The 23628-nt window shown below is 46.9% G+C and carries 20 protein-coding genes; 18 read left to right on the forward strand and 2 right to left on the reverse strand.

From position 1 onward, the window contains the following. The first annotated feature begins 60 nt into the window (after window positions 1-60). From J2736_RS13260 to J2736_RS13285, 6 genes are all read left to right on the forward strand, one after another. Window positions 61-2166: a PAS domain S-box protein gene (locus J2736_RS13260; protein WP_310227239.1), complete on the forward strand. Its 2106-nt coding sequence runs from the start codon at window positions 61-63 to the stop codon at window positions 2164-2166. A gap of 135 nt (window positions 2167-2301) precedes the next feature. Next, on the forward strand, window positions 2302-3453 hold the full coding sequence (locus J2736_RS13265; protein ID WP_310227241.1) for a Gfo/Idh/MocA family protein: 1152 nt from the start codon (window positions 2302-2304) through the stop codon (window positions 3451-3453). A gap of 21 nt (window positions 3454-3474) precedes the next feature. After that, the gene (locus J2736_RS13270) at window positions 3475-4548 is read left to right on the forward strand and encodes a Gfo/Idh/MocA family protein (RefSeq protein ID WP_310227243.1); all 1074 of its coding nucleotides are present in this window, start codon (window positions 3475-3477) and stop codon (window positions 4546-4548) included. Between the two features lie 152 nt (window positions 4549-4700). Continuing rightward, entirely contained in the window at window positions 4701-6407 is a 1707-nt protein-coding gene (locus J2736_RS13275; RefSeq protein WP_310227245.1) for a DNA repair helicase XPB, read from the forward strand. Further along, complete coding sequence (locus J2736_RS13280) at window positions 6397-8460, forward strand: helicase-associated domain-containing protein (RefSeq protein ID WP_310227247.1); 2064 nt, start codon at window positions 6397-6399, stop codon at window positions 8458-8460. Before J2736_RS13275 ends, J2736_RS13280 begins: the two co-directional genes overlap by 11 nt. A 51-nt stretch (window positions 8461-8511) precedes the next feature. Further along, window positions 8512-8961, forward strand: a complete 450-nt coding sequence (locus tag J2736_RS13285; protein WP_310227249.1) for a YlbF/YmcA family competence regulator — start codon at window positions 8512-8514, stop codon at window positions 8959-8961. 7 nt (window positions 8962-8968) lie between these two features. Here the strand turns inward: J2736_RS13285 and J2736_RS13290 are convergent, their stop codons facing one another. Beyond that, complete coding sequence (locus J2736_RS13290) at window positions 8969-9973, reverse strand: asparaginase (protein ID WP_310227251.1); 1005 nt, start codon at window positions 9971-9973, stop codon at window positions 8969-8971. 47 nt (window positions 9974-10020) lie between these two features. Between J2736_RS13290 and J2736_RS13295 the strand changes: the two genes are divergently transcribed. The 5 genes from J2736_RS13295 (at window position 10021) to galU (ending at window position 13757) form a co-directional block, all read left to right on the forward strand. After that, complete coding sequence (locus J2736_RS13295; protein ID WP_056612401.1) at window positions 10021-10284, forward strand: YlbG family protein; 264 nt, start codon at window positions 10021-10023, stop codon at window positions 10282-10284. 271 nt (window positions 10285-10555) lie between these two features. Then, window positions 10556-10993 (forward strand): hypothetical protein, encoded by a 438-nt coding sequence (locus J2736_RS13300; RefSeq protein ID WP_056612399.1) that lies wholly within the window; start codon window positions 10556-10558, stop codon window positions 10991-10993. Between the two features lie 108 nt (window positions 10994-11101). Further along, window positions 11102-12013 carry a selenium metabolism-associated LysR family transcriptional regulator gene (locus tag J2736_RS13305; RefSeq protein WP_310227253.1) on the forward strand — a complete coding sequence of 304 codons (912 nt, stop codon included), beginning with the start codon at window positions 11102-11104 and terminating at the stop codon, window positions 12011-12013. Between the two features lie 14 nt (window positions 12014-12027). Then, window positions 12028-12885 carry a PHP domain-containing protein gene (locus tag J2736_RS13310; protein WP_310227255.1) on the forward strand — a complete coding sequence of 286 codons (858 nt, stop codon included), beginning with the start codon at window positions 12028-12030 and terminating at the stop codon, window positions 12883-12885. Next, window positions 12882-13757, forward strand: coding sequence for a UTP--glucose-1-phosphate uridylyltransferase GalU (gene galU, locus J2736_RS13315; RefSeq protein ID WP_310227256.1), 876 nt, complete (start codon window positions 12882-12884; stop codon window positions 13755-13757). Before J2736_RS13310 ends, galU begins: the two co-directional genes overlap by 4 nt. 63 nt (window positions 13758-13820) lie before the next feature. On the opposite strand, the gene J2736_RS13320 is transcribed toward galU, so the two are convergent. Beyond that, complete coding sequence (locus J2736_RS13320) at window positions 13821-15575, reverse strand: Rqc2 family fibronectin-binding protein (RefSeq protein WP_310227258.1); 1755 nt, start codon at window positions 15573-15575, stop codon at window positions 13821-13823. Between the two features lie 227 nt (window positions 15576-15802). Here J2736_RS13320 and J2736_RS13325 point away from each other — a divergent pair, with 227 nt between their 5' ends. The 7 genes from J2736_RS13325 to rpoZ all read left to right on the forward strand — a co-directional run bounded on the left by J2736_RS13325 (window position 15803) and on the right by rpoZ (window position 23582). Next, window positions 15803-18616, forward strand: a complete 2814-nt coding sequence (locus J2736_RS13325; protein ID WP_310227260.1) for a calcium-translocating P-type ATPase, SERCA-type — start codon at window positions 15803-15805, stop codon at window positions 18614-18616. Between the two features lie 153 nt (window positions 18617-18769). After that, window positions 18770-19600, forward strand: coding sequence for a diaminopimelate epimerase (gene dapF, locus J2736_RS13330; protein WP_310227263.1), 831 nt, complete (start codon window positions 18770-18772; stop codon window positions 19598-19600). Between the two features lie 42 nt (window positions 19601-19642). After that, complete coding sequence (locus tag J2736_RS13335; protein WP_310227265.1) at window positions 19643-21517, forward strand: bifunctional homocysteine S-methyltransferase/methylenetetrahydrofolate reductase; 1875 nt, start codon at window positions 19643-19645, stop codon at window positions 21515-21517. A 41-nt stretch (window positions 21518-21558) separates the two neighbouring features. Next, window positions 21559-22431, forward strand: a complete 873-nt coding sequence (locus tag J2736_RS13340) for a YicC/YloC family endoribonuclease (RefSeq protein WP_310227267.1) — start codon at window positions 21559-21561, stop codon at window positions 22429-22431. A gap of 34 nt (window positions 22432-22465) precedes the next feature. Next, window positions 22466-22726 (forward strand): extracellular matrix/biofilm regulator RemA, encoded by a 261-nt coding sequence (gene remA, locus J2736_RS13345; RefSeq protein ID WP_009672664.1) that lies wholly within the window; start codon window positions 22466-22468, stop codon window positions 22724-22726. Continuing rightward, the gene (gmk, locus tag J2736_RS13350) at window positions 22716-23354 is read left to right on the forward strand and encodes a guanylate kinase (RefSeq protein ID WP_310227269.1); all 639 of its coding nucleotides are present in this window, start codon (window positions 22716-22718) and stop codon (window positions 23352-23354) included. The genes remA and gmk overlap by 11 nt, the downstream gene beginning before the upstream one ends. After that, complete coding sequence (gene rpoZ, locus J2736_RS13355; protein WP_068668722.1) at window positions 23355-23582, forward strand: DNA-directed RNA polymerase subunit omega; 228 nt, start codon at window positions 23355-23357, stop codon at window positions 23580-23582. Window positions 23583-23628 lie beyond the last annotated feature (46 nt).

The following is a 23628-nucleotide window of genomic DNA, read 5'->3' on the forward strand; positions in this document are numbered from 1 at the left end:
TACGTCTGAGTAAGCGATAATAATAGACGTAAAAGGGTGAAGGGGGAACGTATACGAAAGATGAACATGCTCGAAGAAAACGCTTCCATAGGATTTATCATCCTAGATTCAAACTGGCATTATATATACGCAAATCAGTATGGCGCTAGCGTTTTAAATCGATCGCCTGAGGATCTTATAGGTAAAATGGCGTGGACAGAGTTCCCAGCTGTCATTAGGCACGCCACGTATAGCCATTTTCATCAAGCCCGCAGATCAGGAGAGGAAGTCGTCTTTAAGGAATATGTAAAGCTCTCCAATCAATGGATTCATGTAAATGCGTATCCCGTGGGTGACAACTTACATGTGATCATTCGAAAAACTGAAATGCTTGCTAATCATGAAGCTATTGAAAATAATCTGTATCAAAAATATACAGACTATGTGCAAGATCTAATAACGTTGACTGCCACGGACGGCACGCTGCTTTATGTTTCCGTCTCGATAAAAGGTTTGCTAGGTTATGAACTCGAGGATATGTATGGGGCCAATATGCTGTCTTTCTGCCATCCGGAGGATCTGGACGGGTTGAAGAAGATTTTTATGACAGAAGATACAGATATACGGAATGAGCAGGGAACCATCTCCTGTCGGTTCCTTCATAAAAAGGGTTGGTACGTATGGTTTGAAAACAATTCCAAGTGGTTGCTGGATGAAAAAGGGAAACGCACTCAGAACCTGGGCATTTGGCGAGATATCTCCGAACGAAAGATTGGTGAAGAGCGCTTCTTGCAAGCTCAGCGGTTAGGACAATTCGGCAGCTTCGAACGAGATCTGGAAGAGGATACCATTTTATGGTCGGACGAAATGTTTCGCATCCATGGTCTTCAACCGGCTGTACGGATTGATTTGAGCAAGGCAATTGAACTCATTCAGCCGGATGACCGTGAGAAGGTATGGCTTGCAACGAAACAAGCTGTCCTAAGTGGTGTGTCAGATACCGAATATAGAATTACACGTCAAGATGGGGAAGTTCGACATCTACGTTCTCAAATCGAGCGAGTCATCTTGGACGGTGGACGGATAGCAGTTCGCGGACTGATTCATGATATTACAACGCACAAACAAATCGAAAATGAGCTCATCCAAAGCAAAGCGAAATTGGAGATTGCGCAAGAAATTGCTGGCTTAGGGCATTACGAGTGGGACATCATCCATAATATGGTGTATTTATCAGACGAATTGACGGCGTTATTTGGTTGTCATAATGCGGTTAAGCAAATGCCTGTGGAAACTCTCATAGACAGCATACATCCTGATGATCAGTCAAACGCAAAGGCAGCAATTAAAAATGCGTTATTAAAAGGATCGTTGGATCTCGTTTATCGGGTTGTGGTACGTGAGGAAGTGCGCATTCTACACACGTTAGCAAGAACCTCATATGACGAGTGGGGGAGAGCGCTGTGTTTATTCGGAACAGTGCAGGATATTACGGTGCAGAAACAAACTGAGGAGCTGCTCCGTAAAACAGAAAAGCTGCATGTTGCTGGTCAACTGGCGGCAGGCATCGCACATGAGATTCGCAACCCGTTAACAGCGCTTAAAGGCTTTGTGAAACTGATGTGTCACGCGAGCGAAGAGAGTAAGATGCGGTATTATCATATTATGCAAGAAGAGTTTAATCGCATTGAGTTAATACTTGGTGAGCTCTTAATTCTTGCAAAGCCGCAAGCGGTGGCCTACATGCCTCATGATCCATTCCTTATTCTGGAAGAAGTCATTCAATTATTAAATACAGAAGCCATTATGAATAATGTGGAAATTATTTTGTGTGGAGATTCGACGCTACCGACAGTAAATTGTGAGCGGAATCAAATTAAGCAAGTATTTGTGAATGTCATCAAAAATGCAATTGAAGCAATGCCTTTAGGCGGCATTTTGACGATTACCTCCCTAAAGCAAGGAAATGATGTCATATTAACTTTCGTCGATCAAGGCCAAGGTATCTCAGAGGATCGACTGCCACGAATTGGCGAGCCCTTCTACACGACGAAGGAAAAAGGGACAGGACTTGGGATGATGGTGAGTTTTACGATTATTGAGGAGCATCATGGTTGTATCTCGTATCAGAGTAAGCTTGGCGTGGGAACCTCGGTTAACATTCAACTTCCCGCTTCCGAACAGTAAAATTGCGCCTAGTGCATTTAACTGTCAAAGTTCGCAATAAGGTAGTCAATCTGCGACAAGATGCCTCTCGCTAAATATGCTAAAGTGAAAACGTGCTTATTAATTGTGAATCTGACAAGAAAAAGGTGACGTACAGTGGAAAAAGTAAGGATTGGTATCGTTGGTCTGGGGAACATGGGAACTGGACATGCCAAATATTTGGTGAAAAATGAAGTGAAGGGCGGCGTACTTACCGCTATTTGTGAACCACGAGCAGACCGTCTACAGTGGGCGAAGGAAAATCTAGGTGAAGGTATTCAATTATTTGACAATCTTGACGATTTTCTAGCTTCTGGCTTGATTGATGGTGTTTTGATCGCAACGCCTCACTATGATCACCCTGAAACAGCTGTGCGCGCTTTCCAAGCAGGCTTACACGTTATTTGTGAGAAGCCGGCAGGTGTGTATACGAAACAAGTTCGTCAAATGAACGAAGCTGCTGAAGCTTCAGGTAAAGTATTCAGTATGATGTATAACCAACGTACAAATCCTCTATATACAAAACTAAAAGATTTGGTTTCTTCTGGCGAGCTAGGTGAAATTCGCAGAACGAACTGGATTATTACCAACTGGTATAGATCACAGAGCTATTACGATTCAGGCGGCTGGCGTGCAACATGGGCTGGTGAAGGTGGCGGCGTTCTCATTAATCAGGATCCGCATCAATTAGATCTTTGGCAGTGGACGATTGACATGATGCCAAAACGCGTTCGCGCTTTCTGTTATTTCGGAAAACACCGCAATATCGAAGTTGAAGATGATGTAACTGCTTTTGTTGAATATGAAAATGGTGCTACTGGACTGTTCGTGACTACGACAGGCGAAGCTCCAGGGACTAACCGTTTCGAATTGTCCGGTGACCGTGGTAAAATCGTCATCGAAGACGGGAAATTGACGTTCTGGCGTTTACGTGTTTCCGAAAGAGAGTTTAACGAAACGTACAAAGGTGGATTTGGTTCACCGGAGTGCTGGAAATGTGAAATTCCGGTTGAGGGCAAAGAAACGGGCCATATGGGCATTACACAGAACTTTGTTGATGCGATTCTTCATGGAACACCATTGATTGCTCCAGGGGCAGAAGGCATTAAAGGCCTAATGATTTCCAATGCCATCATGCTATCGACGTTCACAGATAACTGGGTTGATTTGCCGATCGATGAAGATCTATTCGAGCAGCATTTGCAAGATCGAATCAAAAACTCCAAAAACAATAAAGAGTCTGGCTCCTTTAAAACACTTGACGTCTAATTTCACGGGGGAAATTTCAAAATGCAAAAGAATGATGGCATGAATTATGCACCAAAAGGGAAACCGAACCTTGTCGTTCAAAAAGGGGAGTTTACCTTCGCAGCTATCGCATTGGATCATGGCCATATCTATGGCATGACTAATGGACTTCTAGAAGCAGGTGCGGAACTGAAATGGGTATATGATCAAGACCCAGCTAAAGTTGCTGCGTTCATTGAAAAGTTTCCTCAAGCGAAAGCAGCGGCTTCCGAAGAAGAAATCTTTCATGACCCTGAAGTGAAGCTGATTGCTGCGGCAGCAGTTCCTAGTGAGCGTGGTCCGCTAGGTATTCGCGCAATGGAGCATGGCAAAGACTATTTTACAGATAAAACACCGTTCACTTCACTGGATCAGCTTGCAGCTGCGAAAGCGGTTGTAGAAGCAACTGGCCGTAAATACGCGGTGTACTACAGCGAGCGTCTGCATGTGGAAAGTGCTGTTTTCGCAGGTCAATTGATTGAAGAGGGCGCAATTGGGCGGGTTGTTCAAGTCATCGGTCTTGGACCTCACCGCTTGAATGCACCAAGCCGTCCCGATTGGTTTTTCGAGAAGGACAAATATGGCGGTATTCTGGCTGACATTGGCAGCCATCAGATTGAGCAATTCCTTTACTATTCGGGCTGTAAGGATGCAAAAGTGGTTAGCAGTAAGGTAGCTAATTATAATGCCAAGGATTATCCAGAGCTTGAAGATTTCGGAGATGCAACACTTATTGGAGACAATGGGGCAACGAACTATTTCCGTGTAGACTGGCTGACACCTAATGGCCTAGGGACATGGGGAGATGGTCGTACATTAGTCCTAGGTACTGAAGGTTACATCGAAATGCGTAAATATATTGATATTGCTCGTGATCCGCAAGGGGATCAGTTGTATCTGGTCAACCAACAAGGAGAGAAGCACTACAGTCTGCATGGACAAGTAGGGTTTCCATTTTTTGGTCAGTTAATTTTGGACTGCATACATCGTACGGAAAATGCAATGACACAAGCGCATACGTTTAAAGCGGCTGAATTGTGTTTACTTGCCCAAGCGCAAGCGGTTCGTGTGGAGTAGTTTTGCAATCTAACATTCGGGTAGTTAGCGGTCATATCGCTAGCTGCCCTTTTTGTGTTTCCGTCGTCACGGTAGATCGTGGATAGAACATGGCGATCATGTTTAAATCTAGTGCTTTCCCTTCATACTAAGGAAAAAGGAGGGAATACGCGATGACTATGGATCCATCAAGACCTCTGATCGTTCAGAGTGATTTAACAATCCTCCTGGAAACGAATCATCCTGAATTTGAAAAGCTCCAGAGTAAGCTGGCTCGCTTTGCTGATCTTGTGAAAAGCCCTGAGCATCTTCACACTTATCGGGTTACACCGTTATCGTTGTGGAATGCAGCTGCAGCGGGAATGGGGTTGGAAGAGATGACAACCTGCTTGCAGCTCTATGCCAAATTCGGTGTACCCTCATCTGTTCTTAGCACGATTCGAAAATATACAAAACGGTACGGCCTTTTACGCATGTTGCATGTGGGGAAGGAACTTTTCTTAGTCAGCGAGGATACTGTCGTATTTAAAGAAATATGTGCCTATGATTCCTTGCAACAATATCTGCAGGATACCCGGGGGGAACGGGCTATTGCCATTTCACCGAGCTATCGGGGGATTCTGAAGCAAGAACTGATGAAACTCGGCTATCCGGTAGAGGATTTGGCCTCATACCGCAGCGGCGAATTTTTGAAGATTCCTTGGCGAGATGATGATCAGATGGAGGAGCCATTCCAGCTGCGTGATTATCAAAAGCAAGCCGTAGATGCTTTTCAACAGGTGGGTCACGGTGGGAGTGGTGTTCTAGTGCTTCCTTGCGGAGCGGGAAAAACGGTGGTCGGGATTGCGGCAATGGCGAAAGCAAGCTGCGCTACACTCATCCTTACATCCAATGTGACTTCTGTGAAGCAATGGAAAAGAGAAATTTTAAGTAAAACCGGGCTAACGAGCGATCAAGTCGGTGAGTATAATGGCACGACGAAAGAGATTAGACCAGTCACCATTGCTACCTATCAAATTCTAACGCATCGCGGGAGCAAGGAGGCTGATTTCTCACATTTACGGCTATTTAGTGAAAGGGAGTGGGGCCTCATTATTTATGATGAGGTTCACCTTCTGCCTGCCCCTGTTTTTCGAGCGACTGCGGAGATACAAGCGACACGTAGGCTCGGCTTAACAGCTACCCTAATCAGAGAAGATGGCTTAGAAGGTGATGTCTTCTCTTTGGTCGGGCCTAAGAAGTATGACATGGCGTGGAAGCAACTAGAAACGATGGGATGGCTTGCGAGGGTTACCTGCCAAGAAGTGCGCGTACCACTTTCTATTCAGGACCGTGATCGTTATGCTGCCTCTGAAGCTAGGCACCAGTTCCGAATTGCAGGGGAGAATACAGCGAAGCTGGATGTTATTGATCATTTGTTGAAGCTTCATCGGGATGAGCCGACGCTAATTATCGGTCAGTATATTGATCAACTCGAACAGATTGCCGTTCATACAGGTGCACCTATGATCTGTGGAAGCATTCCTCATGAACGGCGTGAGGAGCTCTATGAGCGATTCAAAAAGGGACAGCTTCCGCTGCTCATTGTCTCTAAAGTAGCCAACTTCGCTGTCGATCTCCCCGATGCAGCGATTGCTATTCAAGTTTCAGGAAGTTATGGCTCGAGACAGGAAGAAGCTCAGAGACTCGGTCGTATTCTTCGGCCGAAACGGAATGGAGAAAATACGGCCGTCTTCTATTCACTCGTAAGTACAGACACGAAGGAGCAGGATTTTGCCATGAAGAGACAGTTATTTCTTGTGGAGCAGGGCTATCAATATGAGATCTCAAGCTGGGATCAAGAGCTAAGCGTGGAGGTAGGCATAGAAAATGAAGTATGAGCACGTAGAAAGGAAAATGCCGGGCTCCTTAAGAGAAGTCATCATAAGACAACCGTGGTGCGCGGCATTTTCAACAACTAATTCAACATTAGGCGAGGTATTGACGTCACCTGCTCATATACGCGAGCTTTCTAGTGAGCTTACCTGGGATGAGAGGCGCACGCTGCGTCTTGTGATGTCAACATTTGGCTGTCAGCCTTTTACGAAGGAGCGGTTGGAAAAAGAAGCGGTGCTCCAAATGGCTGGCGCGCAAATAAGCTTAGGGTTGTGGGGGCTCCGTCGATATGGGGTCATTGTTGCTTTTCGTAAGTCATGGGGAGACCAGCTGCTCATGTTACCAGAAGATGCCTTTGCGGTGTGGCAACAGGTTCTATTCCCTATATCAATAAATCCCTTTAAAGGGTCGGAAAGTCAACTTGAACCTCTAAGTTCTGGGGAGATTGGCGAATATGTGGGAGGCATTGAGGAAGAAGAAAGCCGCCAAATAAATCCTAGAGGGTTAGCTCAGCAATTGTTTCTTTTCATGGTCAGTTGTTCGCGGCAGCCTGCACTTCCCCTTACGAATAAAGGAACCTTACATAAGAAGTTAATTCACAAGCTTACTGAACATGTGAGTCTGCCCAAAAGAATAATCACGATGTCTGGACTTACGTATGCCTTCACAGACGTTTATAACGAGCCTGCCGCGTTGATGCTGGAATTGGCGTTACAGATGGGGTTTGTTTACAAAAATGAATGGGGTAACGGTTTCCTGATTCATCACCGGAACTTTGAGGCGTGGCTGCAAGGGACATATGAACAACAGCAATTGCAGTTGTATCACATTTGGCGGCAGGCCTTAATTCCCGCACCCGTTTGGTTAGAGCATGGAATTGCCTTCATGGAGAGGTGCACTTCTCAGCAGTGGTATAGTTTGAATGAACTAACTCAAGCCATCTTGGCTTGTTGTTCAATCTCCCGAAAAACAATGGACGAGACCTCGCTGCAAGAGGATTTACTGATGGTTTGGATGAAGCCATTGTCCTCTTTTCGTTTTATTGAATTGGCGCAGGAGCAGGGAGAGGATCTGTGGTTCAAATGGCTCATCAACCCTCAGCGCATTGAGGATGCCAATCTAGACTTTGAAAGAGAACCGTCACGCAAAAACAAGTCGACCGCAACGCTCTACGTTCAGCCCGATTTTGAAGTACTTCTACCTCCAGACGCGTCCCTTTACCTGGAATGGCGAATTGCGATGTTCAGTGACCTCGTGAACTCCGATATTGTACGTACCTATCGTTTGACCAAGGAAAGCTTTCAACGGGCGTTAGACCATGGACTGAAGAGCGCTGAAGTGATTCAATTATTGCAAGACAATGCTTACTATGAAATTCCTGAACAAGTGATTATTACTTTAGAACAGTGGGAAGAGCAAAAGGATAAGCTCTATATGCAAGAGGTTACGCTGCTTCGCTGTCAATCTGTGGAAGTGGCGGAAGCACTGATTCGGAATGAAAAGTGCCGTATGTTGCTCGGTGAGCGCATTGGTGACTCCCATTTTATTATTTCACGTGAGCATGTAAAAGATGTGACCAAGTGTTTGGAAGCAATGGGCTTTCATCCTAATCAAATTGCGAATATGTCTGTGGAAAAGGATGACGTGTTTCCCTCCTTGTCGCAGCCTGCCGCAGGCCTTTGCTACTCGCGAGATACGATTCAATTATATGAAATTGATCCTTATTTGCCCCAGCCGGAGGAACACTATCCAGATATACAGCAGATCCCTGCTAGCTGGATCAAGGAGCTTCGCGACTATCATGCTTCTACACGGAAGGATATGATTCGTAAAGCCATCGAATGGAAGAGTGTGCTGCAGTTGAGAAAAGAGGGGCGCGATTGCTTCATCATCCCTCGCATGCTGCGAGAAGATCGGACAGGTTGGATTCTAGAAGGTTGGGAAGAATATCAGGAGATTGCTTGGGCTAGCGAGGATTGGAACGAGATGAAGCTCATATTGCCAGGAATCAACGATGGAGGTGTGAGAGAAAAGGAAGAAACTCTTGGCGAACTGTGATATGATAGAAGTGTTATAGACTTTTTCGCGAGGAAGGATGGGGTTGTCGTAATGTTACAAACAATGGAAACAGAAACACTCGATATGTCGGCTATCCTTATGCAGGCCTACGATATGGGGGATATGATTAATTCTTCTGCGGAAGTTGCAGATTATTTATATTGGAAGACCGCGGTTGAGAACAGCAAGGAAGTTAAAGATTTGCAAGCTGTTTTTGCTAGAAAGAAAGATGCTTTTGAGGAATGCGAGCGTTTTGGTCATTACCACCCTAGTTATCACGATGCATTAGCCGCTGTGAATGACGTGCAGGAGAAGCTGCTTGCAGTGGAAGCTGTTCGTAAATATAAAGAAGCTGAAGATCGTTTGGACGACTTGTTGTTTACAGTTTCCACGACGATCGCTCATGCCGTATCGGATTCGATTAAAGTTCCGAGTAACAACCCGCTACCAACGGGAAAAGGCTGCAGCTCCGGTGGAAGCTGCAGCGGGAATTGCGGTTAACACTCGTCTACAGGCGGAAATCAGGTCGGATTCGTCCGACCTCGGTTCCTTGCCAATTGTGGACAGCAGGCGTATGGAATGTCGCGAGCTCGCTAACTTCGGCTTCGGAGAGATAGTGGAGCTGCTTCAGCGCTTCGATCACCGCGGGATACAGAGCACGAATATTTCCGTCTTCCACTTTTAAGACGAAGCCGATTGCCAGCTCAGGTATGGAGAGAGCGAAGATGCCTTCGGCCCCCATTTTACCTATGATTCGTCCTTGGGTTACCTCGATTAATCGCGTATCGAAGCGGTCGCTTCCTGCGAGGAATTGAGGATATTTTCGCACAGCCTCGACAATTCTCTGGCAAGCGTTTGCACGCCCCTCAGATAGCCCATCAGGGCTGCCCAAACGGGCAAAAGCAAGGGCGAGACGGTTGATCGGCATGCCGAACACGGGGACGCCGCAGCCGTCAATACCTAGTTCGATCTGCTCCTTCGGCACATCTGACATGGCGCTCACAGCATCTAACATGAGGACTTGAACAGGATGCTCTGGACTCATGTACGTATCTGGTGAAGCACCCAGATGGCTGTTAAGAGATAGCATACCCGAATGTTTGCCCGAGCAATTGTTATGCAAGGTTGAAGGGGATTCTCCCCGTTCGCGCATCGCCTGTGCAGTTGCTGCGTGGTACGGCTCGTGCGCACCGCATTGCAGGTGCTTGGCGTGATACCTGAGCTTGCCCAGTATGCCTCGGGCCGTGCTCACGTGCTCGGCTTCCCCATTGTGGGAAGCACAGATAAGGGCAATTTCGGCTTCGGTCAGGCCGAAATGATCAGCAGCGCCGGATTCTATGACCGGCAGCGCTTGAATGAGCTTCGCCGTTGAACGGGCGAAGGTGAGTAGCTGTGGATCGCCTGCACCGTGCAGGAGCGTTCCTTGGGTGTCTACGACAGCGAGGTGGATGCGATGTATGCTTTCCGTTATATGTCCGCGAGACACGCGGACAATAGTGTCTGATGGCTTCATGTTGTGAGATCACTCCATACTAGGATTATTGAAAAGAGGTTGCAATCATGATGATTGAGCGAAGCGGATTAATCATTTGGGTGAACGATATTAAAGCCGCCAGAAATTTGGAGCGGTTCGGTTCCCTTCATTACATATCCAAGAAAATGAATTATGCAGTTCTTTATATACATGCGAGCAAATTGGAAGAAACCACACGCAGCCTCCTCAAGCTGCCTTACGTGAAGAAGGTAGAGAAATCATACCGTAATGAAATTAAAACGGAATATAGTAGTGACGTGCCTGACAAAACTAGATTTTACACGCTTTGAGGCTGCAGTGCAAAATGAAAGCTTCGCGAGAAGCTTTTTTCTTTTTTTTTTTTGTCATTTGAAACCCTTGCCATTCAAGTTGGTGTGTCATCTCAGTAAGTTTTCTCAATTTTCCGAAAATTAGGCATAGTTTGCTGACTTCATAAATAGTTATTAATAATTTTATATATTCTTCCATGGGAAAAAAAGTTATAATGTAGTAAAATATAACTTACAAAGCTTCTGGGAGTAGGTATTTGGTCCCATTTGAATTAGGAAAGGGGATGTGATCATGAAAGATAAGGTGATGGGGCGATGGAGTACTTACGAACCATTCTTCGTACAGCTGGGCGATAAGAAAGTAGCGGATATCGTGATCACGAATCATGCTAAGCTAAGATGGAGTGATCGCATTTCAAGCGATAACAATTCACTAGAGGAAATTTGCGCTTTTCTTTGGGAGAAGCTTAAAAATGATAGCATGGTGCCTTATTATCGGAATGAAGAAGACGTTTATCTGATTGATGATGATTTAGTAGTTGTGGCCGAATTCTCACATCTGGAGCACGAGACTGATCTTGTTGGCAATCCCTTACACAAAATGATTATCGTTACCTTTCTAGGAAAAATGTCAGAGACCATGGAGCTGCGTGATTTAAAATCATACTATTCCTGGTTGAGGCACTCTCGTCGTATGACATTGATTAAGAATAGCCGCAAACGTCGCTAATCATGGAATTCATCAGAGTATGTCTAGGTGGACATACTCTTTTTTGGCGTTCTTGATGGACTGCACGGGTTCGATTTCATATAATGGAGCTAAGAGAGGCGGTATTCCATGGCACTTAACTTTCATCAATTACATATTTTCTATACCGTAGCGGAAAAAGGCAGTTTCTCACATGCAGCCGGTGCGTTACATATGACCCAGCCTGCAGTAACCATGCAGGTACAATCTCTTGAAGATTACTTCGGCGTAAAGCTCTTTCATCGCAGCACGAAGAAGATTGAATTGTCCGAGGCGGGACGAGCACTGCTGCCTTTCGCCAAAAATAGCATTGAGCTGATTCGTGACACGGACGTTGCCATGTCCAAGTTTACAATGATGATTGAAGGACGGCTTCAATTAGGTGCTAGTTTAACGATGGGGGAATATATACTGCCTCGTCTCCTAGGCCCCTTCAGCAAGGACTATCCGAACATTTCCGTCTCGATGAAAGTGATGAACACAGCGCAGATCCTGGATGAGGTGCTTAGTCACCAACTCAATTTCGGTCTTGTTGAGGCACCAATCCATCATCCAGATGTCCATACAGAACCGATTTTAAGCGACGAACTGCGCCTCATAGTACCTTCGGACCATCCGCTGGCGGATGCCCCGGTAGTTACCCTGGAGGAGTTGTTGAAGTATCCTTTTGTTTTGCGTGAACAAGGCTCTGGTACGAGAAGGGTTATGGAGGAAGAGTTTGCGCGATGCAACATGGATTGTTCCACGATGAAGATTGTCATGGAACTAGGAAGCACGGGAGCAATTAAATCCGCTGTTGAAGCGGGGTTGGGTATATCTATTTTATCGCAATCTTCGGTCAAGCATGAGGTAACGCTAGGACTCTTTAAGGTGAAGAAAATTGAGAATATTACATTTGAGCGCAGCTTTTATGCGATCTATCTAAACTCGACCTTGCTGCCAATTTCAGCAGTAAGCTTCATGACTTTTTTGCGACAAGAAGATTTAAGTCGGTTTCTATAACAGTGGGGGATATCATGAAGAATCGAATGGAAGCAGATTTACACTCACATACAACAGCTTCTGATGGGACGCAATCGCCTAGAGAGAACGTTCAAATGGCTCTAGACGCAGGTCTAAGTGCAATTGCGATTACCGATCATGACACCATTTCGGGGGTTGCGGAAGCGCTAGCCGCAGGTTTAGAACTGGGCATTGTCGTAGTTCCTGGCGTTGAAATCTCAACGGTTGCGAATGGCCAAGATATTCATATTCTCGGTTACTACATGAACATTGAGGATGAACGATTTTTACAGAGATTGTCCTCTCTACGTGATACGAGGGATATTCGTAACGAGATGATTATTGCGCGGTTACAGGAATTGGGCATTGAAATTACGATGGATGAAGTCCTGAAAGAAGTAGCAAATGTAAAACGCAAAGGGGACACGGTAGGGCGGCCACATATTGCTGCTGTACTTTTGAATAAAGGCTATGTAAGTACGATTACGGAAGCTTTCGATCGCTATTTAGCTACAGGGGCTGCTGCGTACGCTAATCCACCGCGAATAGAACCTGCAACGGCGATTACTTGGATTCACGAGGCTGGCGGTTCTGCGGTGCTTGCACACCCAGGTCTCTATCAGGATGATGCTCTGGTTGAGGCCATTACTACGCAGGGGATAGACGGCATTGAAGTGTATCATGCTGATCATTCCCCTGTAGATGAGGAAAGATATAAGATCCTTGCTGAGCGTAAGGGGCTGTTGATGACCGCGGGATCTGATTTTCATGGTGTACGCGGCGGTGTTGCTTTCCATGCAGCAATCGGTTCCAAACGCATTGGCATGGATGTCGTTGAGCGTTTACAATCGTCGAAGGGGGAACGTGCATGAAGAAAATACGCAAAGCTATTATACCGGCGGCAGGATTAGGGACTCGTTTCTTGCCTGCGACCAAAGCGCAGCCCAAGGAAATGCTGCCTATTGTGGATAAACCAGCGATTCAATATATTGTCGAAGAAGCGATTGATTCCGGTATTGAGGATATTATTATTGTCACCGGGCGTAACAAGCGTGCAATTGAAGATCATTTTGACAAGTCCGTCGAGTTAGAGATGATGCTTGAAGAAAAGGGAAACACCCAACTGCTGGAGATTGTGAAGTCGGTATCCAATCTTGCGGATGTACACTATATCCGTCAGAAACAGCCGCTTGGCTTAGGCCATGCTATTCTTTGTGCGCGCAAATTTATCGGAGATGAGCCGTTCGCTGTTCTGCTGGGGGATGATATTCTTCAATCTTCTCCGCCAGGTCTTAAACAGATGATGGATATTTATGAGCAAACAGAAACCTCCGTCATTGCGGTTCAAGAAGTACCTTGGGCGGATGTTAGTAAGTACGGCATTATTTCTCCCGCGTCGAGTCGTGCACATTATCGCTTGATTGAGGATCTGGTAGAGAAACCGGATCGTGATCAAGCACCATCGAATTTAGCGGTAATCGGTCGTTATATCATATTGCCTGAAATTTTCGGCATACTTGAGAAGCAAGAGCCAGGCCGCGGCGGTGAAATTCAATTAACAGACGCTTTGCGCGTATTGAATAAAGAGCAGCAGATGGCCGCATATCTCATGCAAGCGAAGCGGTATGATGTGGGGGACAAGCTGGGGTATATTGAAGCGACGATTGAGCTCGCCTTACAGCGTCCGGATCTGCAAGAGCAAGTTAGGGCCTATCTACTTGCATTAGTTAAGCAATGGGATTAGTCACAGTCATATACATGAAAAACCTATCGAGATGTAGAATCCCGATAGGTTTTTTTGGCATGTCTATTTAATCGTCACTTTCAATTGCTTGATCTCTTCCTCTTCCGGCGTTACATAAAGAGTTTTTTGATTCACATAAATGACAAAGCCGGGCTTCGAGCCGTTTGGCTTATGGACATGCTTGATCGTTGTGTAATCAACAGGAACTTGACTGGAGTTTTTGGCCTGACTGAAGTAGGCAGCTAGCTGCGCTGCTTCAAGCAAAGTTGTGTCGCTGAATTCGCCGCGTATTACGACGTGGGAGCCAGGTATATCTTTCGTGTGCAGCCAGGTATCCATGGATGATGCCAGGCGGTTTGTCAGATATTCGTTCTGCGTATTATTTTTCCCCACATAGATAGGCACGCCTTCGCTCGATTCGTAGCAGGCTAAAGCGGGCTTGTCTTTTTTCTTTTTCTTGCGCTGCTTCTTATTGCGGTCACGCACATAGCCTTGCTCCATAAGTTCATCGCGAATTTCTTCTATATCCGGCAATGAGGCGACACTCAATTGTTGGAGCAGAGTGGTGAGGTAGGTAATTTCTTGATGTGTTTGGGTGATTTGTTCCTCTACGATAGCCGTGCTGTTTTTCAATTTCGTATATTTTTTAAAATAGCGCTGTGCGTTCTCCGCAGGTCCAAGGAGCGGGTCTAAGGGGATGGTGATCATCGCCTGATCTTCCTCATAGTAATTGATGGCTTGGACGGATTTGTCACCCTTCTTTATCGTATGAAGCGAAGCGGTTAATAGCTCGCCTAGGATTCGAAATTTATCCGCATCTTTGGAGTCTTCGATCGTATCCTGGAGTTTTTCCAGTTTTTTAACATTTTTATTGACTTCATTCTGTAAAAACTTCAATAGGTCAGATACACGCTGTTTAACCGTATCTCGTTCGGCCTTGTCGCCATAAAATTGTTCCAAACACGCACTTGGCGTTGGATACGATTTCGTCGTACCTGCGATATGCGTGAGCGGCGTCATCGCAAAGCTCAGCTTGCCGGTCGATTCTTGCTCTACAATAACCGGTTCGTAGCGATTCTCGCGTGTGGCCATCATGATTTCGCTGAATGATTGCCATAGTGAGGATGTGTCTGCTGCCTCGTTTCGTTGCTTGCTTCGATACACAATTTCTTTGGCAATTAAGGGACTTAGTCCGCTGAATGCAGCAACTAATTGCTGCTCGGGCTGGATTGGCGCTGCATCTCCCTCGTGCGATTGCGTATTCGCTAGCGTTTGTACGAAAGCTTCAGCATCCACTTCTAATGGATTTTGCTTGTCTTGCTCCGGTGGTGCCACATACTTGCTGCCTGGCATGACAACACGATAAGAACTAATGGCTGGTGTAACATGATGAATACCATCGAGTATCGTGTCTGTTTCAGGGTCGAGGAGAATGATATTGCTATGGCGTCCCATGATTTCCACAATAATATACTTGAGGGAGACATCACCTAGTTCGTCACGATGACGAATTTGGAAACGAATGACCCGTTCCATGCCAATCTGCTCTACGGCTTCAATGACCCCGCTCTCGCAATATTTGCGAAGAAGCATGCAGAACATGGGGGCATCCATTGGATTTATAGATACTTGCTCTGTTGTTTGAACGCGTGGATAGGTAGGGTTAGCAGAAAGCAGCAGTTTCACGTTCTGCCTTTGGGTGCGAATTTGCAGGACAATATCATTTTCGCTCGGTTGATGAATTTTATTAATTCGGCCTCCTACATACATTTGAAGCTCGTGAACAATTGCATGAAGGACGAGTCCGTCTAAAGCCATGATGCATACAACTCCATTCTTTGGGGCTAGTTGTCTTTCGCGACTGTATTTCGCAACCAGTTCGTTGGCTGACAACGTTGCTAATCTCTATGATGCCATACTTTTCACAAAAACTTAAGGGGCTCTGGGAAGGAAAGATGATTTCAGGGATATTTTCCTGCTTGTCTGAATACAAATACGTATAAGCGTGAGACAAGATCAAGTGGATGTGGGAGGGAGAAGGGCGCATGAGTCAGAATAAGTGGTACCAGTTGAACTCGGAGGATGTCTTGCAATTGCAGCAGGTGGATATACAGCAAGGATTGCCCTGGGAAGAAGCTTGGAAGCGTCAGGCTGAGGTAGGGCGAAACGAGCTCTCAGAGGGGCAGCGTGTATCACCAATTACACTGCTCTTAAATCAATTTAAAGATTTCATGGTGCTGGTCCTATTGGGGGCGACTCTAATATCCGGCTTGCTAGGTGAATATTTAGATGCGATTACGATTGTCGTCATTATTGTGATGAATGGGATTCTGGGCTTTACCCAAGAATTTCGAGCGGAACGCTCACTTCGTGCACTGAAAGAGCTGTCTGCACCTAATGCGAATGTTTGGAGAGAAGGGGCTGTACATCAAATTCCGGCTCGTGATCTGGTTCCTGGTGATATTGTATTCCTTGAGAGCGGCGACAGAGTCCCGGCGGATGTGCGCTTTCTAGAGACCAATGGTGTCTATATCGAGGAGTCGGCCTTAACCGGGGAGTCCATTGCTGTTAGTAAAACGATTGCTTCTATTCCTCATGATGAAGTACCGCTGGGGGATCAGCGTAATCTGGGCTTCATGGGGACGATGGTTTCTCGTGGCACAGCGAAAGCCGTTGTTGTTCGAATCGGGATGGGCACGGAAATGGGTAAAATTGCTGACCTGATTCAAAATACCGAATCCATGGAAACGCCTCTGCAGCACCGTTTAGAACAGCTGGGTAAAATTTTAATTATCGTCGCTATTGCGTTGACCATTCTTGTTGTAGTAGCAGGTATTATGCATGGACAACCACCTTATGCCATGTTCTTGGCTGGCGTCAGCTTAGCCGTTGCAGCTATCCCTGAGGGGCTCCCGGCGATTGTAACGATTGCATTGGCTCTAGGTGTACAACGAATGATTAAGCGCAAAGCTATCGTTAGAAAGCTGCCTTCCGTTGAAACATTAGGTTGTGCTTCCGTCATATGCTCAGATAAAACAGGAACGCTAACGCAGAACAAAATGACAGTCACTCATTTGTGGGTCGGTGGTGATGTGCTAGAGGTAACGGGAGACGGTTATGCGCCGGTTGGCAACATTCTGTTAAGTGGCCAGCATACCGATGTGCATAAGCATCCTTCCCTCTCGAAGCTGCTTCATGTGTCAGCTCTTTGTAATAACGCAACCTTAATTGAAGAGAAGCAGGAAACGAAGCGAAAAAAAGGGAAAGAGGGCGCAGAGGGTTCTACTTCCATTTGGAATATTAAAGGGGATCCAACAGAAGGAGCTTTAGTTGTTCTGAGTGCCAAGAGCGGGATTACCCAAGGTTCGCTCCGTGAAAAGTATAAAAGAATTGCCGAATTTCCTTTCGACTCGGAGCGTAAACGGATGTCCGTTCTCGTGTCCTCTGAAAATGGCCGTATGGCTTGTACGAAAGGGGCGCCGGATGTATTGCTGCAGCATTGCAGCTACATTCTGTGGGAGGGCAAAGTCATACCATTCACCTCTACCTTGAAGCAAAAGGTTATCTCAGCGAACGAAGGCATGGCCAAATCGGCGCTGCGTGTACTGGGCATTGCTTATAAAGAGCTTAAAGCAAGTGATCGGTTTGACGATCATGAGGATGTCGAAAATGGCTTGGTCTTTGTAGGTTTAACCGGTATGATTGATCCTCCGCGCAAGGAAGTGCGTGATGCGATCTCCAAATGCCGTAAAGCTGGCATTAAGACGGTTATGATTACAGGTGATCATCAAACAACAGCTGAAGCTATTGCAAAGCAGTTGGGTATGATTCCAACCAACGGTGTAAGCATGAGCGGTCAGCAGATCGGCCAGCTTTCAGATGATGAACTCGATGCCAAAGTCAACGATACTTACGTCTATGCGAGGGTCTCCCCAGAGCATAAGCTTAGAATCGTTAAATCGTTGCAACGTAATGGGCACGTTGTGGCTATGACAGGTGATGGGGTCAACGATGCACCAGCGATTAAAGCTGCGGATATCGGGATTGCAATGGGGATTACGGGCACGGATGTATCGAAAGAGGCCTCATCTTTAATTCTTAGTGATGATAATTTCTCAACCATTGTTGCAGCGATTGAAGAGGGACGCAGTATTTATGAAAATATCCGTAAATTCATTCGTTATTTGCTGGCATCCAACGTAGGGGAGATTATGACGATGTTTATCGCCATGATGGCGGGACTTCCGCTCCCGCTCGTGCCCATTCAGATTTTGTGGGTAAACTTGGTCACCGATGGTCTGCCTGCCATGGCGCTTGGTGTAGATCAGGCAGAGAAGGACTTAATGCAGCATAAGCCGCGTTCGGCGAAGGAAAGTATTTTTGCAAGACGCTTAGGCTGGAAAATTATTTCCCGAGGCATACTCATTGGGGTATGTACACTAGGTGCCTTCTGGCTCATCTTACGTGTGAATCCATCCGATGCAGATACGTTATTGAAAGCGCAAAGCGTCGCGTTTGCTACCCTAGTTATGGCGCAGCTCATCCATGTGTTTGATTGTCGCAGCTCACGTTCCATTTTCCACCGCAATCCGCTGCAAAATAAGTACTTAGTGCTTGCTGTATTATCATCGCTCATTCTTATGCTCGGCGTTATGTATGTGGATGCGTTGCAACCGATCTTCAAAACCGTTCCACTGGGCTGGAAGGACTGGATTCTCGTTCTTGTCGCAGCGGGTATACCGACGTTCTTTATGGGCTTGGGCAGTGTATTGTCGCCAAAACGCAACAAAGGCTCCAGAGGTTCGAGAGGTTTAAGCGCTTCTGTGTACAGTAAATCTTCGAAGCCAAGTTTTAGATAAGGGAAGTGAAAAAGCTGCCGTGAGGCGGCTTTTTTCTTGTATTGCAAGATGTGGCGATTTCGCGACTATGACCGTGCTTTGAGGGGGTAGGGCTATGCATACCAGCGATTTTACGCTATGATAATGGCTAAACCGCACATAGGGGTGCTTGACATGAATTTTACGAAAATGCATGGACTTGGCAATGACTTTATCGTCGTAGCCGGAGAGAAGGAGCTGCCTGCCGGTGCTGACCAGCTGGCTATTCAGCTGTGTAATCGATTTTTTAGCATCGGTGCTGACGGCGTCGTCTTTATTCTTCCTTCAAAAAAAGCAGATTTTCAAATGCGCATTATTAACTCGGATGGATCAGAAGCTGAACAATGTGGCAACGCGATCCGCTGTGTTTCCAAATATGTGTACGACCATAAGCTGATTGATGCAACAGAAATTACGATTGAAACCATTGGTGCTGGTGTACAGAAAGTTCAAGTGCACGTGCAAGATGGCAAAGTTGTGACCGCTCGCGTGGACATGGGAGAGCCCATTCTGCAAGGACTTCAGGTGCCAACGACGGTAGATGCCAATGCGGTGGTCGATTACCCGATTGAAGTAGATGGCAGATCGTTTCGTTTCACAGCAGTGTCCATGGGGAACCCGCATTGCGTCATTTATGTTGATGATGCTGTGAATTTTGACCTCGCGACATGGGGGCCGAAGCTTGAAGCACATCCGATGTTTCCGCGTAAAATAAATGTCGAATTCGCGACCGTTCGCGACCGTGCTTTTACGGATATGCGGGTTTGGGAGCGAGGCGCTGGGCCAACGCTGGCTTGCGGAACAGGCGCGTGTGCTACGCTAGTCTCCTCTGTGCTGAATGGATTATCGGATCGTGAGGCGACGGTTTCACTCAAAGGTGGAGACTTGTTCATCGAGTGGCTGGAAGCGGATAATCACGTCTATATGACGGGACCTGCGGAAGAAGTATTTGCAGGAGTGCTATAAGAATAAAGGTTTTACATGTTGGATAGATAGGGGAAATGACGCATGAAATTGGATCTTCGTACCGCGTTGCAACGGGAGATTCTGACCGGTGACGGCGCGATGGGGACATACTTATATCAGATGGGATTTCCCGTCGGCATTTCATATGAAGAATTGAATTTGCTTAGACCGGAAACGGTCGCTGACGTGCACCGCCGTTATTTTGAGGCAGGTGCTCGTCTTATTGAAACCAATACGTTTTCGGCGAACCGGGAGAAATTGTCGAAATATGGGTTGGAAGGCGACGTAGAAGCTATCAACCGCGCTGGTGTTGAACTGGCTCGGAATGCGGTTGGAGACGACGCTTATGTCGTGGGGGCTATCGGCTCTATTCGCGCTGGTAAGCGCAAAAACGTACGGACTTCCGACGTGGAGGAGTCGCTTCGAGAGCAAATCAGCATTTTGTTAGACTCACCCGTGGATGGGCTATTGCTGGAGACCTTCTATGATCTAGAAGAGCTGCAGCTAGCCTTGCGGATTATCCGCAGTATGAGCGGACTTCCTGTGATCTGCCAGTTCGCCAATGAAGGCACAGGCAGTACGCAAGACGGCGTCCCGTTGCAAGAAGCTTTCCTGCGGCTGCGTGATGAAGGGGCTGACGTGATTGGCTTTAACTGCCGCGTCGGTCCGAACGGAATTCTCCGCTCGATGGAGAAAATCGCGCCGATTCCTGGCATTCCATTCTCGGCGTTTCCGAACGCAGGTTTGCCCGACTACGTAGACGGGCACTATACGTATGCGGCGACGCCGAAGTACTTCGCCGAAAGCGCGCTGCGCTTTGCCGATCTTGGCGCGCGCATCATCGGCGGCTGCTGCGGCACGACGCCGGAGCACATCGCTGCTGTGGCGAAGGCGCTGCAGGGCTACGTGCCGGCTTCGCCAGGCGCAATCCCCTCGGGGTCTGCGGCGATCGTGCTCGAACCGGCACCGGCGAAGCCTGCGCCGCCGGCAGGCATCCCTTCGCTGCTGGACATCGTGAAGCAGCGCAAAACCGTCATTGTCGAGCTGGATCCTCCGAAGGATCTCGACATTGAGAAGTTCATGCAGGGGTCGAAAGCCCTGCAAGATGCGCATGTCGACGCCATTACGATGGCCGACAATTCCCTTGCTGTGACGCGCATGAGCAACCTGGCCCTCGGCTACCTCGTGCAGGAGCGTTTGGGCGCGCGTCCGCTCATTCACATCGCGTGTCGGGACCGCAACATGATCGGGACACAGTCCCATCTCATGGGCTTGCACGCGCTGGGCATTGACCACGTGCTGGCCGTAACCGGCGATCCCGCCAAGTTTGGCGATCTCCCGGGGTCCAGCTCTGTGTACGATCTGACTTCATTCGAAATTATTCGAATGATCAAACAGCTCAACGAAGGCATAGCCTTCTCCGGTAAACCGTTGAAGCAGAAGGCTAACTTCGTCGTTGGTGCGGCATTCAACCCGAATGTGAAGCATCTAGACAAAGCCGTTCAGCGCTTGGAGCGCAAGATTGAGGCAGGCGCAGATTATATCATGACGCAGCCCGTGTACGATGCGAAGCTCATTGCAGATATTTATGAAGCGACCAAGCATTTGCAGATTCCTATTTTCATCGGTATCGCCCCGCTGGCTAGTGGTGGCAATGCCGAGTATCTGCACAATGAGGTTCCAGGTATTCGGTTATCGGATGAGGTTAGAGCACGGATGGATGGCTTGAAAGGTCCAGAAGGTCGTGCCATGGGTGTGGAAATTGCCAAAGAATTGCTGGATACGGCGATGCAATACTTTAATGGTATTTATCTGATGACTCCTTTTCTGGCCTATGAAATGTGCGTAGATCTGACGAACTACGTGTGGGAAAAGTCGAAAAGGCATGATTTCCACTTGTACCCACTTTCAAAATGAATTAAAATAGGGTAATGGATGTGATTAGAATGATTTGCAGTATGACCGGGTTCGGACAAGCGAATCGTTCTTTTGCGGGATACAACGTGTTTATCGATGTGAAATCGGTCAATCATAGGTATAGTGAAGTGTCTATTCGTTTGCCTAAGGAATGGGCAGCTTTTGAGGACGCTTTGAAGAAAACGGTATTGCATGCTGTGAAGCGAGGACGTGTTGACGTTTTTATCACAGCAGAACGTGAAGCGGCTTCCCCGAAGAACGTAACGGTTAATTATGCTTTGGCAGATGCTTATCTGGAAGCGGCCGAGCAGTTGAAGCAGCGGTATGGGATTACGGGTCAGGTAGAACTCATTGATTTATTGAGACTTCCTGAGCTGATTCAAATGAAAGATGTTCGTCAAGAGCTTGATGACGAGATCGGACAGGAGCTATGCGCCTGTTTGCAGGAGGCTGTCACGCAGTTATCTGTGATGAGACACCGCGAAGGTGAAAACTTAGAGCAGGATATTCGTGAACGGCTAGCCGAGATGAAGCGAATTCATCTGGAATTAGAAGCGTTAGCTCCTCAAGTGGTTCAGGAGTATGCGACGAAGATGACCATTCGTATTCAATCCCTCGTTCTCGATGGAATACCTGTGGATGAGCAGCGCTTAGCGACTGAGATTGCGCTCTTCGCAGATCGTTCTAACGTGGATGAGGAATTAACTCGTCTGAAGAGTCATTTCGGGCAATGTGAATCATTGCTGGTAGACAAAGAGCCTGTGGGCCGAAAGCTGGATTTCTTGATTCAAGAAATGAATCGAGAAGTGAACACGATTGGATCCAAGTCCAATCATTCCGAGCCTACGGCGAGAGTGATTGCGATGAAAGCAGAGCTTGAGAAAATGCGGGAACAAATACAGAATATCGAGTGAAGCTTGCATGCGCTTCGCGAGGAGGAAGTCCTAGATGGCTATCAAATTAATCAATATTGGGTTCGGCAACATCGTATCGGCGAACCGCATTATCTCGATCGTGAGTCCAGAATCAGCTCCGATCAAGAGAATCATTCAAGAAGCGCGTGATCGTCACATGCTGATTGACGCTACATATGGTAGAAGAACCCGTGCCGTTATTATCACGGACAGCGATCATGTGATTTTGTCGGCAGTACAACCAGAGACGGTAGCGCATAGACTTTCGAATAAGGACGATGATCATGACGAGTAATACGAACACTCTTGAGCGTGAGAGAGGTATTCTGATTGTTTTATCCGGCCCTTCTGGTGTCGGCAAGGGCACCGTTTGTGCGGCGCTGCGTAAAGTTGCTCCGGATATTGTCTATTCGGTATCAGCCACGACACGTTCTCCTAGACAAGGTGAAGTAGATGGCGTTAACTATTTTTTCAAAACGCGTGAGCAGTTTCAGCAGTTGATTGAAACCGATGAAGTGCTGGAATGGGCTGAATATGTAGGGAACTTCTACGGAACGCCAAGACGTTTTGTTGAAGAAACACTGCGTTCAGGTCACGATGTTATTTTGGAGATTGAGGTGCAGGGTGCACTTCAGGTCAAACAGAAGTTTGACGAAGGTGTATTTATTTTCTTGCTGCCGCCTTCTCTGGATGAGCTAGAGAATCGTATCGTTACACGAGGCACGGAAACGGACGAAGTCATTCGCAGCCGGATGTCAGTGGCCATCGATGAGATTCGTTTAATGGAACACTATGATTATGCCATTGTGAATGATCATGTGGATACCGCGTGTGCTAAGATTCAAGCCATTTTATCGGCTGAACATTGCAAAAAAGATCGTATGTTTCCCAAAATCGTACAATGGATGGATGAGGTGAATTGAATGTTATACCCTTCAATTGATAAACTGCTTGATATCGTGGACAGCAAGTACTCCCTGGTTGTAGCTGCTTCCAAAAGAGCTAGATCCCTGCGTGATGGTGCAAAATCCGATTTAAAAGGTCAGAAGGCTCACAAACATGTTGGTCTAGCGTTAGAAGAGCTTTACGGTAATTACATCGGTTATGAGAAAATCAACGCAAACGAGAACGAGAAATACTCGAAGAAATAAACCGCCTTACCCAACAACCCTTGTGGTTGTTATTTTTTTCTCATTT

Source organism: Paenibacillus qinlingensis, assembly GCF_031455095.1.
Taxonomy (GTDB): Bacteria; Bacillota; Bacilli; order Paenibacillales; family NBRC-103111; genus Paenibacillus_E; species Paenibacillus_E qinlingensis_A.